This is a genomic window from Pseudomonas alcaligenes (assembly GCF_041729615.1).
Classification (GTDB): Bacteria; Pseudomonadota; Gammaproteobacteria; order Pseudomonadales; family Pseudomonadaceae; genus Aquipseudomonas; species Aquipseudomonas alcaligenes_B.
Genome location: NZ_CP154874.1, coordinates 3,564,563 through 3,580,044 on the forward strand (window position 1 = coordinate 3,564,563; position 15,482 = coordinate 3,580,044).

Here is a 15,482-nt window from a genome sequence, read left to right on the forward strand (position 1 = left end):
TAAAGAGTGCGCCATCCGTGAGGCGGGGGCAAGTCCGGGGCGACGGCCTGCAGAAGCAAAGAGGCCCGCCAGTGGCGGGCCTCGACGGTGGGGTTCAGGCGGCGGCCGAATGACCGATCAGCATGCCGTGCTGGACCCAGAACTGGCGGCCGTTGATACGCAGGGTGAAAGGATGCCTGCTGACGACTTCGGCGCCGTTCTGCAGCAGGGTTTCGATGTAGGCGCGCAAGGCGAGAAACTTCCGTTGTTCCTTCATCGGACAAGCTCCTAGAGTGATTTGTGACGCAAGCCTAACAAGGCTTGTGATCCCTTCGACATATGCTCTGACGATAAATGGTGATTTCCGTCACATTTTGATGGTGGCCATTGGCCAATTCAGGCTGGGCCGAAATGCAAAGGCCCCGCGAGTGCGGGGCCTTTGTGGGGAAGTCTGGAGCGGGCGAAGGGAATCGAACCCTCGTCATGAGCTTGGGAAGCTCAGGTAATGCCATTATACGACGCCCGCTCGGGCGGGTGACTTTGTACCAGAATCGCCCGCGCAGGTGAAGCGGCAGGCGTTCAGCCGGCCAGGGCGTGGGGTTCGCGTTCCTGCTCCCGCTGCTGTGCCGGCGCTGGCGCCAGCAGGAAGGCCAGCAGGGCGTCGCGGGTCTGCAGCCAGGCGCCCTTGTGTTCCATGTCGAGGAAGTGGCCGGCCTGGGCGATGGTGCGGAACTCGCAGTGGCGTACGTATTGGGTGAACAGGCGGGCGTCCTGCGCGGTGGTGTATTCGTCCCATTCGCCGTTGACGAACAGCAGTGGGATCTCGATCTGCCCGGCGAAGCTGACGCAGGAGCGCCCGCCGTTGTTCAGCACGGTTTCCACGTGGAAGCTCATCTGCTCGTATTCGTAGCGTTCCAGGCCGGTGACGTGGCGATGGTTGTAGCGCTTGAACAGCGAGGGCAGGTGCTTGCCGATGGTGCCGTTGAGCACCATGCCGATGCTCTCGCGGTCACAGTCGCGCATCACCGCCAGGCCTGCGCGCAGGTAGCCGAGCATGGCGCTGTTGACCACCGGCGAGAAGGAGTTGATGACCGCGCGTTTGATCCGCCGTGGCCGCCGCGCCAGGGCCTGGAGGGTGGCGATGCCGCCCCAGGAAAAGGACAGCACCAGGTCGCAGGCGAAGCGCTCGACCAGTTCCAGCAGGATATCGGCCTCTTCCTCGCGGCTGAGGAAGCGCTCGTGGCGGTTGTGCGCGCGCGACTGCCCGGCGTAGGGCAGGTCGAACAGCACCAGGTTGAAGTGGGGGTGGAGGTAGCGGACCGTCTGCGCGAAGGATGCGGTGGTCGACAGCGAGCCGTTGACCAGGATGATGGTCTGCTCGGCGCCGTCGGCGCGGTAGAACTCCGTGTAAACCCGGTATTGCCCCTGGATATCCAGCACAGCGGTTTCTGGTTTCATCGTGCATGCCCCTGACGTGCAAGAGTGCGGACGCACAGCGCGCAATGCGGCTGGGCGAGCTTCGGCAGGTAGGCATGTGCCTGGGAAACGGGGCCTGTCGGCTCTGACTGCGGGCCGACGCTTGTTGTTGGTGGCGGGGCGTTTTCCGTGCGGGCTTCGAGGGGCAGGCCCGTGTGGCGTTACGGAGGAAGCGCTTTTAGATGTTGTCTATGACTATTCGGTCACTAACGGACCGTTGAGGGGATTCAAGCAGCCCGGTGTTACCGATGCAAGACATGCCGGTGAATTTGTCCCTGCCATTGGTCGGGCGGGCCCTGTTCAGACGGCGTCTATCTCGGCGGTCGTGAGCGGGCGGTAGTGGCCTGGCGCCAGGGCCGGGTCGAGCTGCAGCGGGCCCATGCGCTCGCGGTGCAGGCCGATCACCTTGTTCTGGAAGTGACCGAACATGCGCTTGACCTGGTGGTAGCGGCCCTCGTGCAGGGTCAGCAGGGCGGTGTGCGGGTCAAGGATCTGCAGTTCGGCGGGCAGGGTGGTGAGGTTCTCGTAGGCGAAGTACAGGCCGCGGGCGAACACCTCGACGTACTCCTCGGTGATAGGCCTCTCGGTGCTGACCCGGTAGAGCTTGCCCAGGCGGCTGCGCGGCTCGGTGAGGCGGCGCGACCAGAGGCCGTCGTTGGTGATGATCAGCAGGCCGGTGGTGCTCAGATCGAGGCGCCCGCCGATGTGCAGCTCGTGCTTGTCCGGCTCGTCGAGCAGGTCGAGCACGGTGCGGTGCTCGGGGTGTTCGGTGGCGCTGACCACCCCGGCCGGCTTGTTGAGCATGAAGTAGCGCGCCGGCTTGCCGGCCTGCAGCAGCTCGTCGTCCAGCTCGACGCGACTGAACTCGCGCACCTCGAAGCGGCCGTCGCGTACCGTGGCACCGTCCACCCGCAGGCGGCCGGCGGCCAGCAGCAGGCGCGCGTCGGCGCGGCTGAAGCGAGGCAGGTTGCTGAGGAAGCGGTCGAGGCGCATCGCTACTCGGGCTCGCCGGTCAGGGCGCGCAGGCAGTTGGGGCACAGGCAGGCCCGATCGCCTGCTGCGGCGGGCAGCTGCTCCAGCGCACCCGCCACGATCGGCACATGGAAGCACCAGCAGTCCTGCACCGCCTGCTCCTCGCCCGCCTGGGCGCAGCGATTGGGCTGGCCGCAGCGCGGACAGCGCTCGGCGTTCACTGCTGCAGGCCGCCCGCGTCTTCGCACACGCGGTTGCGCCCGGACTGCTTGGCCCGGTACAGGGCGCGGTCGGCGCGGGCGATCAGGCGGTCCAGGCTGTCCTCGCCCTGCAGCTCGGTGAGGCCGATGCTGGTGGTGATGCGCAGGTTGACGCCGTTGAACTGGAACAGCTGCTCTGCGGTCTGCTGGCGAATCTTCTCCGCCAGCTGGCGCGCCGTGCTGCTGCCGGTGCCCTTGAGCAGCAGGATGAATTCCTCGCCACCCCAGCGACAGATGATGTCCGACTGCCGCAGGTTGCCCTGCAGGCTATGGGCGAAGCCGCGCAGCACCTGGTCGCCGGCCAGGTGGCCGTGAGTGTCGTTGAGCTGCTTGAAGTGGTCCAGGTCGATCAGCAGTGCGCTCAGCGGGCTGAGCTCGCGTTGCGCCTCCTGCAGTGCCTGGCCGGCCAGCAGGTCGAAACCGCGGCGGTTGGGCAGGCCGGTGAGCATGTCGGTGGTGGCCAGGGCGGCGATGCGCTGCTGGTAGCGGCGGGTGGCCAGGTAGACCAGGAACAGCACCAGGGCACTGATCAGTGCACAGATCAGCAGGTTGAGGTAGAGCGTGTGGCGGATGCCAGCGAGAGCGCCTTCCTCGTGCTTGTCGACGAACAGGTACCAGTCCAGTTCGGGGATGTAGCGCACGTTGAGGAAGTGCCCGCGGCCGTGTTCCTGGTAGCTGAAATTGCCGCTCCTGGGCTGCGGCAGCTTGGCGCGCAAAGGTTCCAGGCCGGGAATCTGTTCGAGCGACTGACCGCGACGGGCGCCCATGGGCCCACCCTCGGCACCGGTGAGCACCAGGTTGCCCTGGCGATCGGTGAAAAAGATGCTGCGGTCGTAGCGACGCTGGTAGTCGTCCACCAGCTTGACCACCGCGTCCACCGTCAGGCCGACACCGGCCACGCCGATGAAGCGCTCCTGGTAGTCGAACACCTTGAAGTTGATGAAGAAGGTCAGGCGGTCGGCGTTGGCCATGTCCGGGTCGACGCTGATCTCGTAGGGCTCGGCCATGCCGCGCACGCGGAAGTACCAGGCGTCGCGCGGCTCGTCCTCGCGCACCTGCTTGAGCACGCCCTTGGCCTGGTAGTAGGTGCGGGTCTTTTCCGAGATGAAGAAGCTGGTGAAGGTGCCGTAGTGGTCCTGGATCTCGCGCAGGTAGCGGGTCATCGGCTCGGCGTTCTGCTCGCCGGCCAGGGCCCAGTCGCGCAGGAAGGTATCGCGCGACATCATCGAGGCGATCTGGGTGGGGCGGATCAGGTCCTTCTGGATCTCCGAGTAGATGTTGTCCGAAGTCAGCGGCAGCTCGGTGTTGACGATGTTGTGGCGGATGCTGTCGCGCGAGGCGAAGTAGCTGACCAGGCTGGTGGCGAGGAAGCCGCCCAGCAACAGGATCGACAGAAGCGACAGCAGGGTGATCTGGGCCTTGCGGGACGTGCTGAGCGGCATGGGGCGGGCTCTCGATGAGATGGCGCAATGCTAGCGCGTGGCGGTGGGCGGCGTCACCGCCACCCCGCTGCCTACCGTGCTTATACCTCCTCCAGCACCACCACCCGCTGCCCGGCGCGCACCGGCGAGCCCGGCTGCACCCGCACCTCGCGCACCACACCGCCGACCGGCGCAGTGAGGGGTATCTCCATCTTCATCGATTCGAGGATCACCAGCACGTCGCCGGCCTGCACCGTGCTGCCGGCCTCCACCTGCACCTGCCAGAGGTTGCCGGCGATATGGCTGTCGATGCCGTGCTGGCCGGCGCCGAGCGGGGCATCCTCGCTCAGTTCGGCCACTGTCTCGTCCACCTCGAAATGCGCCTGGCCGGAATCGATCCAGCGCTGGCGTTCGGCGGCGAAGGCGGCGCGCTGCTGGCGGCGGAAGGCGTCGATGCCTGCGGCCTCGTTGGCGAGGAACTGCTGGTAGTCGGCCAGGGCCAGCTCCCTGTGCTCGATGCGCAGAGGGTAACGGCCCAGGGGGAAGTCGCGGCGGATCTGCAGCAGTTCCTCCGCGCTCACCGGGTAGAAGCGGATCTGGTCGAAGAAGCGCAGCAGCCAGGGCTTGCCGTCGAAGGCCTCGACCTCGCGGTAGCGGTTCCACATCTGCAGGGTGCGGCCGACGAACTGGTAACCGCCGGGGCCTTCCATGCCGTACACGCACATGTAGGCGCCACCGATGCCCACCGAGTTCTCCGCGGTCCAGGTGCGCGCCGGGTTGTACTTGGTGGTGACCAGGCGGTGGCGCGGGTCCAGCGGCGTGGCCACCGGGGCGCCGAGGTAGACGTCGCCCAGGCCCATCACCAGGTAGCTGGCATCGAACACCGTGCGGTACACCTCGTCGAGGTTGGGCAGATCGTTTATGCGGCGGATAAATTCCAGGTTGCTCGGGCACCAGGGCGCGTCCTTGCGCACCGTGGTCATGTACTTGTCGATGGCCAACTGGCAGGCCGGGTCGTCCCAGGACAGCGGCAGATGGACGATGCGTGAGGGTACGCGCAGGTCGGTGGCGTTGCACACCGCATCCCACTCGCCGATCACCACCGCCAGCAGGTTGGCCAAGGGCAGGGTTTCCGGCTGGTAGTGCACCTGCAGCGAGCGGATGCCGGGGGTGAGGTCGATCACCCCGTCGAGGTGCTTGGCTTCCAGCGCCTGCATCAGCGCATGGCCGCGGAAACGCAGCACCAGGTCCAGTTCCGGCTGGCCGATTTCCAGCAGCAGGTGGGTGTCGCCGGAGAGGCGGGCGACCAGGCGTTTGTCGGCTTCGCCGAGGTCGAGCACGATGGGGGAGGTTAGATCGGCCTCGGACAAGCTCCCTCTACCGCTTGCGGGAGAGGGCTGGGGAGAGGGGCTTTTTGCGTTGCCAATTGCCCTCTCCCCCGACCCCTCTCCCATAAATGGGAGAGGGGATAGGTCCGCGTACACCTGTTTCTGCGCCTTGGCCAACTCCCGCGCCGTGGCGACATCCACCGGGATAAACCGAACCTTGTCGCCAGCCTTGAGCTGGCCGAGCTGCCACAGGTCGGCCTCGATGATGGTCACCGGGCAGACGAAGCCGCCCAGGCTCGGGCCGTCCGGGCCGAGTATCACCGGCATATCGCCGGTAAAGTCCACCGCGCCGATGGCATAGGGGTTGTCGTGGATGTTCGACGGGTGCAGGCCGGCTTCACCACCGCTGTCGCGTACCCACTCCGGCTTGGGGCCTATCAGGCGCACGCCGGTGCGGCTGGAGTTGAAGTGCACTTCCCAGTCGGTGGCGAGGAAGGTATCGATATAACCCTCGGTGAAGTATTCCGGCGCGCCGTGCGGGCCGTATATCACGCGGATTTCGCGCACGGCGGGCAGGGCGGTACAGAGTGCGGCGGGCAGTTGCGCGCCGTTGCTCGTATCGCCGAGAGGTGGAATGTGCAGCACATCGCCGGCACGCAGGGCGCGGCCGCCGTGGCCGCCGAACTGGCCGAGGGTGAAGGTGCTTTTGCTGCCCAGATACTCGGGCACCTGCAGGCCGCCGCGCAGGGTGAGGTAGGAGCGTGCGCCGCTGCCGGCGATGGTGTCGAGGCTCAGGGTGCTGCCGGCCTTGATCAACAGGGCGGTGTTCATCGGCTGGGCCACGCCGTCCAGCGTCACCGGGATATCTGCGCCGGTGATCGCCACCACCGCCTCGGTGTTGAAGCGCAGCAGCGGACCGCTCATGGTGATTTCCAGGCCGGCGGCGCCTTCCTCATTGCCCAGTAGGCGATTGCCCAGGCGCAGGGCGCGGTCGTCCATCGGGCCGGACGGCGGTACGCCGACCGCCCAGTAGCCGAGGCGGCCGGGGAAATCCTGCACGGTGGTCTGGGTTCCGGCGCAGAGCACCTCGAAGGTATGCGCCTGGTAGACCAGGCCTTCCAGGCAGCGGGTCCAGGGCGAGCCGCTGGCGAAGGGCGCGTCGGCCAGGATCTGGCGCAGGTACTGGCTGTTGGTTTCCACGCCGTACAGCAGGGTATCGGCCAGGGCCCGGCTGAGGGCGGCGCTGGCCTCCCTGCGAGTCGGTGCCCAGGTGATGAGTTTGGCGATCATCGGGTCGAAGTAGGGCGGGATCTCGCAGCCGGCTTCGACCCAGGTGTCGATGCGCAAAGCTTTGCCATCGGCTTCGGGGAAGCTGACGGCGGTGAGCAGGCCGGGGCTGGGCTGGAAGTCGCGACCCGGGTCCTCGGCATACAGGCGCGCCTGGATGGCGTGGCCGCTGGGTTTCAGGTGCTTCGCCAGTTCGTTGAGCGGCGGCAGGTCGCCGGCCGCCAGTTCGATCATCCAGCGCACCAGGTCGACGCCCCACACCTGTTCGGTAACACCGTGTTCGACCTGCAGGCGGGTGTTCACCTCTAAAAAGTAGAAACGCTCGGCGGCGCTGTCGTAGACGAATTCCACGGTGCCGGCGCTGCGGTAATTCACCGCCTTGGCCAGCTTGATCGCCGCCGCGCACAGTTCCTCGGCCATGCCGGCCGGCAGGTTGGGCGCCGGGGTTTCTTCCAGCACCTTCTGGTTACGGCGCTGCACCGAGCAGTCACGCACGCCAAGGGCGAGCACTTCGCCGGCGCCGTCGCCAAAGACCTGCACTTCCAGATGGCGGGCGCGCTGGATGTACTTCTCGATGAACACGCCGCTGTCGCTGAAGTTGTTCTGCCCCAGACGCTTGACCGCCTCGAAGGCGTCGCTTAGTTCTTCCGCGCTGCGGCACACGCGCATGCCGATGCCGCCACCGCCGGCGGTGCTTTTCAGCATCACCGGGTAGCCGACCTCTTCACCGGCCTTAAGCGCGGCATCGAGGTTTTCCAGCAGCTCGGTGCCTTCCAGCATCGGCACGCCATGCTGTTTCGCGAGTGCCCTGGCGGTGTGCTTGAGGCCGAACACGCGCAGCTGTTCGGGCGTGGGGCCGACAAAGGCAATGCCGGCGGCCTCGCAGGCTTCGGCAAAGGCGGCGTTCTCGGAGAGGAAGCCGTAGCCGGGGTGGATGGCTTTGGCGCCGCTGCGCTTGGCGATCTGCAGAATCTTGTCGACCACCAGATAGGTCTGGGCCGCCGGGCCTTCGCCCAGGCTGTGGGCCTCGTCGGCCTGCTGCAGGTGCAGGCTGGCGGCGTCGGCCTCGGAGTACACGGCCACGCCCTTGACGTCGAGCTGGCGCAGGGTACGCAGGATGCGGCAGGCAATGGCGCCGCGGTTGGCGATCAGGAGTTTGTCGAACATTGCAGAACCCTCGAAAGGGATGGCGGGCCGTCCCGCCTTATTCGTCTGCACCACGGTCGTCCGTGGCTGGGAGTGCTTTGCTCCCTCTCCCATGCTTATGAACAAAGAGCAGGGAGAGGGCTGGAGAGAGGGTTTAACTCGGCGTTCTGTCGTTCCCCTCTCCCCCGGCCCCTCTCCCGCCAACGGGAGAGGGGAGAGAGCCTAGGCACTGCCCCGAGCGGCTCTGGCACAGGCGGAACAACCACAGGCGCAAGCCTTTCAGTCCCATACCAGCACCTCGGCCGGGGTCGGGTTGTAGGCGTTGCAGGGGTTGTTCAATTGCGGGCAGTTGGAGATCAGCACGATCACATCCATATGCGCTTTCAGCTCCACGTACTTGCCCGGGGCCGAGATGCCGTCGGCGAAGGTCAGGCCACCTTCCGGAGTGACGGGAACGTTCATGAAGAAGTTGATGTTGGCGCCGATGTCGCGCTTCTCCAGGCGGCCGTCATGCAGCGCGCCGCGCAGGAAGTTGTCGCGGCAGCTGTGCATGTAGCGCTTGTCCAGGGCGTAGCGCACGGTGTTGCTCTCCTGGGCGCAGGCGCCGCCGAGGGTGTCGTGGCGGCCGCAGGTATCGGCCGTGATGGTCAGCAGCGGGTTGCCGAGGTTGGACCAGAGCACGGTGCCGGTGGTCAGGTACACGCGGTTCTGTTTGCGCAGGGTGCGCTGTGGGTCGTAGCGCTCGCGCGGGTTCTTGGCGCTGAAGAACAGGGTGTCGACGGCCTGGTTGCCTTCCAGGTCGAGCAGGCGCAGGGTCTGCCCGGCCTTGACCTCGAACAGGTAGGGCTCGCCGGCCGGGATCACGTGGCGGAACACGGCGGCTTCGGGATGCAGGGTGCTGGCGGTGAGACTCATAGGCGGCTCCGTGGGGTGGTTTTGGCCACTCGGCAGTACAGGATGTGCTGCCCGCGAATCGCTTGCGATTCGGCGGGAGCCATGCGCGGACATGCGCCGCGAATGGCGTCGCATGAAGGATTCAGGGATGAATCCTTCATGCCAGATAAAGCCTCTCGGTGTTGTGGAAGCCGCGGCCGTTCTCCGGGCGCGAGGTGCGGCAGAGCACGCTGATGCCGTCGCTCTCGACCCGGCTCCAGGTCAGCTGCACCGGCTTGGGTGCGTACTGCGGGTTGGGGTCCAGCGGGTGCTGCAGGGCGCTGAGCACCACCAGGGTATCCATCGGCGCGTACAGCTCGAGGTAATCGCCGGCCTTGGAATTGCCGGCTTCGAAGTGGAAGCAGCCGTCCGCATCGACGGTGACCTTGCTGAACAGGTTGAGGTTCATCAGCAGGTCCGCAAGGCCCAGGTTCCACTTGCCCAGTTCCACCAGCAGGTTGTCCACGCCGTTGCGGAAGAAGCCGTTGCGCAGTTCCTGGTAGCGGCCCTGGCCGTATTTCTCGGCGACTTCCTGCGCGTTGAGCACGCCGCCGAAGCTGTCGTGCCAGCCGCAGGTGTCGGCGGTGATGGCAGCGAGGACTCTGCCCATGTCCGAGTACAGGCAGTGGCCGGCGGTGAGCCTGGCGGTGTGCTGGCACTTGAGGGTATCCGGCAGGTTCAGCCGTTCGCTCTTTTCGACAGCATTGAGCAGCAGCAGGCTGACGTTGGCGCCGCCGTCGAGATCGGTGATGCGCAGCAGCTGGCCGCGCTTGAGCACGAAGGAGGTGTGGCCGCCACCGGGGACTGTCTCCTCGTAGAGAGTGGGGCGCAGGGCGAGAGAGGCAGTCATGCTCAGGCTCCTTGAAGTTGCGGTTGCAGGCGCTCGGCCAGTTCGGCGGGCAGGGCCGCACGGCGTTCGCTGTTGAGCGGAATGTCGTAGGTGATGCGCGCGCCGAAGGCGTTGGGCGCGTGCGGGTCGAGGCGCACCTTGTCGAACACCAGCAGGCGGGTGCCGAGGCTGAAGCCCTCGGAGAGGTCATGGGTGACCATAAACACGGTCAGCCCGGTTTCGCGCCACAGCTCCAGCAGCAGGGCGTGCATGTCCTTGCGGATGCCCGGGTCCAGCGCGCCGAAGGGTTCGTCCAGCAGCAGCACGCGCGGCCTGGTGATCAGCGCCTGGGCGATGGCCAGGCGCTGCTGCATGCCGCCGGACAGCGCGCTGGGGTACTTGTCCAGGGCATGGCCGAGGCCGACCTTGCGCAGCAGCTCGGCGGCGCGTTCGCGCGCCTCGCGCTTGGCATTGCCGAACAGGCGGCCGAGCAGGGGCGAGCGCGGCAGCTCCAGGCCGATGGCGACGTTGTCCAGCACCGACAGGTGGGGGAACACCGAGTAGCGCTGGAACACCACGCCGCGGCTGGCATCCGGTTCGGCCACCAGCGGCTGACCGGCCAGGAGGATCTCGCCGCGGCTCGGCTGCTCCTGGCCCAGCAGCAGGCGCAGGAAAGTCGATTTGCCGCAGCCGGAGGCGCCGACCAGGGTGCAGAACTCGCCCTCGCGCACGATCAGGTTGAGTCTCTCCAGGACGACCTGGTCGCCATATTCCTGCCAGACATTCTTGACCTGGATGAAGCTCATGCCTTGGCTCCTTCGTACCAGGGGAAGCACAGCTGGGTCAGGCGGCGCAGGCCCAGGTCCATCAGCCAGGCGAGCAGGGTGATCCACACCACGTAGGGCAGGATCACGTCCATGGCCAGGTAGCGGCGCACCAGGAAGATGCGGTAGCCGAGGCCGTCGGTGCTGGCGATGGCCTCGGCGGCGATGAGGAACAGCCAGGCCGAACCGAGCATCAGGCGCAGGGAGATCAGCAGGCGCGGCAACAACTGCGGCAGCACCACGCGCAGGATCAGGGTCCAGGTGCTGGCGCCGAGGGTCTGTGCCTTGATCAGCAGCTCGCGCGGGATCTCGCGGGCGCGCTGCTCGATGTCGCGGGCGATGCAGGGGGTGATGCCGATGACGATCAGCATCACCTTGGACAGCTCGCCCAGGCCGAACACGATGAACAGGATCGGCAGGATCGCCAGCGGTGGGATCATCGACAGCACGGTGAGCAGCGGCGACAGCGGTGCGCCGAACAGCGGGATGCTGCCGGCGGCGATCCCCAGCATCAGGCCGGCCAGGGCGGCGATGCCGATGCCCAGGCCGAGACGGCCGAGGCTGGCGGCGCTGTCCTGCCAGAACAGGTACTGGCCGGTGCGCTTGTCCTCGTTGAAGGCCAGGTGCTCGACCGCATCGACCATCTGCGCGGCGCTGGGCAGCAGCTTGTCGTTGGGGTTGTCCGCCAGGCGTGCCGTGGAGCCTGCGAAGTAGGCGAACAGCAGCAGGGCGAAGGGCAGCAGGATCAGCAGCAGGCGACCGCCGCGGTCCGGGTATCGGTTGATCAGGCGCATGCTGGGGTCTCGGTTGGCTTCATGCCCTCTCCCCCGGCCCCTTTCCCGCAGGCGGGAGAGGGGAGGGAAGCCATTGCGGCCGGCGGGGCGGCGTCAGAGCTTGCCTTGCGCGGCCATTTCCATGTAGGTCGGATCGAAGCGCAGCTTGATGTTGCCGGCGTCGCCGGTGACTACGTCCTTGGCGAATGCCATGCCGATGGCGTCGGCGCTCTGTGCGCCCTCGCCGAGCAGACCATGGCTGAAGGAGAACTCGGCCACCTTGGTCATGGTCGCCGGCAGCTTCGGGCTGTTGGCGAAGGCCACCGCATCCTTGGCCGAATAGAACATCTTGGTCGCCGCCAGCTGCGCCTCGTAGCCGGCCAGGTCGGTGCCGGAGGCCTTGGCCATGTGTTCGCGGGCGGCCTTGCCCTCGGCCGAATCGGCGCTCATGGTGGCCATGATCTCGTACCAGGCGCCGGTCAGCGCCTTGCCCAGCTCGGGGTTGTCCTTCAGCGTGTCGCTGTTGACCACCATCAGGTCGATGATCTCGCCGGGAATCTGGCTGGAGTCGAACACCTTGGTCACGCCCGGGGTGGCTTCGATCTCGGCCAGCAGCGGGTTCCAGGTGGCCACCGCCTTGACGTCGTCGGTGGCGAAGGCGGCGACCAGGTCGGCGTCGGAGGTGTTGACCACCTTCAGGTCCTTCTCGCTCAGGCCGGCGCGCTCCAGGCCGCGGGCCAGCAGGTAATGGGAGACGGACAGCTCGACCAGGTTGACGTCCATGCCCTTGAGGTCGCCGAGGGTCTTCTTCTCGCCCTTGAGCACGATGCCGTCGTTGCCGTTGGAGAAGTCGCCGACGATCAGCGCGGTGCTGTCCACGCCACCGGCGGCGGGAATGGTCAGGGCATCCATGTTGGTCATGGTGCAGCCGTCGAAGGCGCCGGCGGTGTACTGGTTGATCGATTCGACGTAGTCGTTGAGCTGGGTGACCTTGATCTCGATGCCGTACTTCTGTGCCCACTTGTCGACGATGCCCTGGGCGGCGCCGTATTCCCATGGCATCCAGCCGGCGTAGATGGTCCAGCAGACGTCGAACTGCTCTTTCTTTTCGGCGTGGGCGGGGAAGGCGAGGGCGGCGGCGAGGCCGGCGGAAAGCAGGGCGAACAGCGGGGACTTGCGCATGGGTAGACCTCCAGTTCCAGGGATACGGGCAGGAGCGGCGCGGCACTGGCCTGTGCGCGTTCTCCCGGGCTTTTGTCCCGCCGTGTAACCCCTGTCGAGGTCGCCCACTCTCGGACCAGTCGCTCGCCGGGCTTGGCGAGCCGGAACCCTAGTCGGCCATTGCAAGTTGTAGTGCCGCGCCCCTTGCGGGGTGCTTCTGCATGTCTCGAACAAAGCGAACATCGTGCCAGTTGCCTGCAGCCCCTATTCTGCTGGGCGCGACGCGGGGTGCCCGGCGCCGCGCCGTGCTCTGCTGCACGAAAGCGGTGCGTGATGTTCGCTGTTGGTGCTTACAGCTGGTTGTCGGCGGCCAGCTGCATGTAGGCCGGCTCGAAGCGCAGCAGGACCTGCGTCGGGTTGCCCAGCACCCGGCCGTCGCCGAAGGCGATGCCCAGGCGCTGCAGGCCATGGCCTTCGCCGAGCAGCTGCTGCGCGTCGGCGAAGTTGGCCACCCGCTGCATCAGGTCCGGCATCTTCTCGCCACGGGCGAAGGCGGCCGCCGAGCGCGGTGCGTAGAAGGAGCGGATGGTACGCAGCTGCTCGTCGAAGTCGGCCGGCGTGGTGTCCGCGGCAGCGGCCATGCGCGCACGCGCGGCGGCGCCGGCGGCATTCGGCAGGCCCATCAGGCGCATGCCTTCGAACCAGGCGCCGGTGAGGGCGCGGCCCAGCTGCGGATGCTGGGTCAGGGTCTGGCTGTTGATCACCAGCAGGTCGAGGATCTCGCCGGGGATGTGGTGCGAGCTGAACACCTGCACGCTGTCGCCGTCCTGGCGCAGGTCGGCGAGGATCGGGTTCCAGGTCACCACCGCATCGCCCCTGCCACTGCGCCAGACCCGCGCCAGATCCTTGTCCGAGACGTTCTCGATGGTCACGTCGGAAGGCTGCAGGTGGGCCCATTCCAGGGCGCGGCTGAGCAGGTAGTGGGATACCGAGTTCTCCACCAGCAGGATGGTCTTGCCCTTGAGATCCTTCAGGTCCTTGCTGCCGCCGCGCACCAGGATGCCGTCGGCGCCGGCGGAGAAGTCGCCGACGATCAGCGCGGTGGAGTCCACGCCGGCGGCGGCCGGGATGGTCAGGGCGTCCATGTTGGTCATGGCGCAGGCGTCGTACTGGCCGGCGGTGTACTGCTCGATGGAGGCGACGTAGTCCGGCACCTGCTCGACCTGGATTTGGATGCCGTACTTCTTCGCCCACTTGTCGACGATGCCCTGCTCGGCCATGTAGCCCCACAGCATCCAGCCGGCGTAGATCGACCAGCAGACCTTGAACGGGCGGGTTTCGGCAGCGTGGGCGGGCTGCAGGAGCAGCAGGGCGAGCAGGCAGGAACAGAACAGGCGGGCAGGCATGATGACCTCGGGACAATGGATGGGAGACAGGATGCGGCCGAGCAGGCACGCATTTCTCCCGGGCTTTTGTCCCGCCGTGTAACCCCAGTCGGGGTCGCCCACTCTCGGACCAGTCGCTCGTCGTGGTGGACGAGCCGGAACCCTAGTCGGCCATTGCGATGATGTGTTGGCACCAGGCCGGCACATCCTGTGCTGCCATTGCTTAGCGAATGGCGTGCCAGGCGCAGGGAGGCCGGATTGCGCCATTTGCGGGGGCGAAAGGCCGCTCTGGCATGCGGATGGGTGTTTTTTGGTGCGCACCCGCCCAGTAAGAGGGCAGAAAGCCGGGCTGCAATATCATCTTGACATCAGGTTTTTATCTCGCTGTAGAATTGACGCAATTTCGAAAAATAATAAGCAGTCGATATTTTTTTGACGCCATTTGTGCGTTCCCCTCTTCCTTGCGTACCTGCCCTAATCCGGCCAGCGGTGTTTCGATATGAGTGCCTCGAGCGATATCTCGCGTTTGTTCAAGCAGTTCGGTGGTCGCGCGGATCAGTATCAGGAAATATCCCGGGGCGATGAGGCGCGGGCCAGTGTCGAGCGCTGGCCGGTGGTGGGGCGCAGCGAGATTCAGCCCACTGACATCGCTGAGGTCTTACCCGCGGCGCCCGAGGCCGTCGCAGTGGCCGAGCAGGCGCCTGTCGCGCAACCGGAGGTCTGGTCCGCTGCCGGCCTGCAGAGCCTGCTGGCCAAGCTGGCCGAGGAGCCCAGCGAGCCGGCGCCGGTCGCCGCTGCGGTCGCGCCGGAACGTCCCGATCTTGCGCACATCCGCGTGATCGCGGTGGTTTCCGCCAAGGGTGGCGTCGGCAAGAGCACCCTGGCGGCCAACCTGGCGGCCGCGCTGCAGAAGACCGGACGGGCCGTGTTGGCCATCGATCTCGATCCGCAGAATGCCCTGCACCATCACTTCCAGGCGACCGAACAAGCACAGGCTGCAGCGCCGGCGCAGGGGTTGTGTCATAGCGAGCGCGACTGGCACGAGCTCTGCGTGCCGACCCGCGACGGCCTGTTCGTGCTGCCCCACGGCCTGACCGACGAACCGGCCCGGCGCACCTTCGAACGTCAGCTGGAAAGCGATCCCCTGTGGTTGGCGCGGCGTCTGGCCGATCTGCAGCTGGCCGATGGCGCGCTGGTGCTGCTCGACACGCCGCCGGGCCCATCGCTGTACCTGCAGCAGGCGCTGAACGTGGCCAATCTCGCCCTGGTGGTGAGCCTGGCCGATGCGGCCTCCTACACCGCGCTGCCGCTGATCGATGGGCTGATCGCCAGCCATACCGAGGGTCGCGCCGACTTCGCCGGCAGCGCCTACCTGATCAATCAGGTGGACAACTCGCGGCAGCTGAGCAAGGACATCACCCAGATCATGCAGGGCCTGCTCGGCAAGCGCCTGCTGGGCCTGGTGCATCGCGATCAGTCGGTCGGCGAGGCGCTGGCCTACAACCGCAACGTGCTGGACTACGACCCGCACGGCCGCGGCTGCCACGATATCCTGGCCTGCGCCCAGAGCCTGCTGGTACGCCTGGCGAACGAGCAGCGAGTCGAGCAACCGGCATGAGCCTCTGGCGCAAATGGTCCGGCGTCCTGGCGTCGGACTCCGTCGCTGCGCGGCTGTGCGCCAGTCGCCTGGGGCAGCGGCTGACGCTGC

The 15,482-nt window shown here is 66.7% G+C and carries 13 protein-coding genes, 1 tRNA gene and 2 riboswitches; of the genes, 1 reads left to right on the forward strand and 13 read right to left on the reverse strand.

The features are described from left to right. Positions 1-94: 94 nt before the first annotated feature. The 13 genes from AAG092_RS17250 to AAG092_RS17310 all read right to left on the reverse strand — a co-directional run bounded on the left by AAG092_RS17250 (position 95) and on the right by AAG092_RS17310 (position 13,795). On the reverse strand, positions 95-256 hold the full coding sequence (locus AAG092_RS17250; protein ID WP_373387634.1) for a hypothetical protein: 162 nt from the start codon (positions 254-256) through the stop codon (positions 95-97). 175 nt (positions 257-431) lie between these two features. After that, positions 432-505: transfer RNA gene (locus AAG092_RS17255), tRNA-Gly, on the reverse strand. Between the two features lie 53 nt (positions 506-558). Next, entirely contained in the window at positions 559-1,437 is an 879-nt protein-coding gene (locus AAG092_RS17260; RefSeq protein WP_373387635.1) for an alpha/beta fold hydrolase, read from the reverse strand. A gap of 318 nt (positions 1,438-1,755) precedes the next feature. Then, positions 1,756-2,448, reverse strand: coding sequence for a pseudouridine synthase (locus AAG092_RS17265; protein ID WP_373387637.1), 693 nt, complete (start codon positions 2,446-2,448; stop codon positions 1,756-1,758). 2 nt (positions 2,449-2,450) lie between these two features. Continuing rightward, positions 2,451-2,648, reverse strand: coding sequence for a cysteine-rich CWC family protein (locus tag AAG092_RS17270; RefSeq protein WP_373387638.1), 198 nt, complete (start codon positions 2,646-2,648; stop codon positions 2,451-2,453). Further along, positions 2,645-4,129 carry a diguanylate cyclase domain-containing protein gene (locus tag AAG092_RS17275; protein ID WP_373387639.1) on the reverse strand — a complete coding sequence of 495 codons (1,485 nt, stop codon included), beginning with the start codon at positions 4,127-4,129 and terminating at the stop codon, positions 2,645-2,647. Before AAG092_RS17275 ends, AAG092_RS17270 begins: the two co-directional genes overlap by 4 nt. Before the next feature lie 80 nt (positions 4,130-4,209). Further along, positions 4,210-7,890, reverse strand: a complete 3,681-nt coding sequence (gene uca, locus AAG092_RS17280; RefSeq protein WP_373387640.1) for an urea carboxylase — start codon at positions 7,888-7,890, stop codon at positions 4,210-4,212. Between the two features lie 258 nt (positions 7,891-8,148). Beyond that, complete coding sequence (locus AAG092_RS17285) at positions 8,149-8,784, reverse strand: urea amidolyase associated protein UAAP2 (RefSeq protein ID WP_373387641.1); 636 nt, start codon at positions 8,782-8,784, stop codon at positions 8,149-8,151. Between the two features lie 136 nt (positions 8,785-8,920). Beyond that, the gene (locus AAG092_RS17290) at positions 8,921-9,652 is read right to left on the reverse strand and encodes an urea amidolyase associated protein UAAP1 (protein ID WP_373387642.1); all 732 of its coding nucleotides are present in this window, start codon (positions 9,650-9,652) and stop codon (positions 8,921-8,923) included. Positions 9,653-9,654: 2 nt separating this feature from the next. Next, complete coding sequence (locus AAG092_RS17295) at positions 9,655-10,437, reverse strand: ABC transporter ATP-binding protein (RefSeq protein ID WP_373387643.1); 783 nt, start codon at positions 10,435-10,437, stop codon at positions 9,655-9,657. Then, positions 10,434-11,249: an ABC transporter permease gene (locus AAG092_RS17300; RefSeq protein WP_373387644.1), complete on the reverse strand. Its 816-nt coding sequence runs from the start codon at positions 11,247-11,249 to the stop codon at positions 10,434-10,436. The genes AAG092_RS17295 and AAG092_RS17300 overlap by 4 nt, the downstream gene beginning before the upstream one ends. Before the next feature lie 93 nt (positions 11,250-11,342). Then, positions 11,343-12,410: a putative urea ABC transporter substrate-binding protein gene (locus AAG092_RS17305; RefSeq protein ID WP_373387645.1), complete on the reverse strand. Its 1,068-nt coding sequence runs from the start codon at positions 12,408-12,410 to the stop codon at positions 11,343-11,345. A 59-nt stretch (positions 12,411-12,469) separates the two neighbouring features. Then, a riboswitch (guanidine-I (ykkC/yxkD leader) is annotated at positions 12,470-12,573 on the reverse strand. Between the two features lie 166 nt (positions 12,574-12,739). Further along, positions 12,740-13,795, reverse strand: a complete 1,056-nt coding sequence (locus AAG092_RS17310; RefSeq protein ID WP_373387647.1) for a putative urea ABC transporter substrate-binding protein — start codon at positions 13,793-13,795, stop codon at positions 12,740-12,742. A gap of 53 nt (positions 13,796-13,848) precedes the next feature. Next, a riboswitch (guanidine-I (ykkC/yxkD leader) is annotated at positions 13,849-13,952 on the reverse strand. Positions 13,953-14,273: 321 nt separating this feature from the next. On the opposite strand from AAG092_RS17310, the gene bcsP reads away from it, so the two are divergent. Further along, positions 14,274-15,392, forward strand: a complete 1,119-nt coding sequence (gene bcsP / locus AAG092_RS17315) for a cellulose biosynthesis protein BcsP (protein WP_373387648.1) — start codon at positions 14,274-14,276, stop codon at positions 15,390-15,392. Positions 15,393-15,482 lie beyond the last annotated feature (90 nt).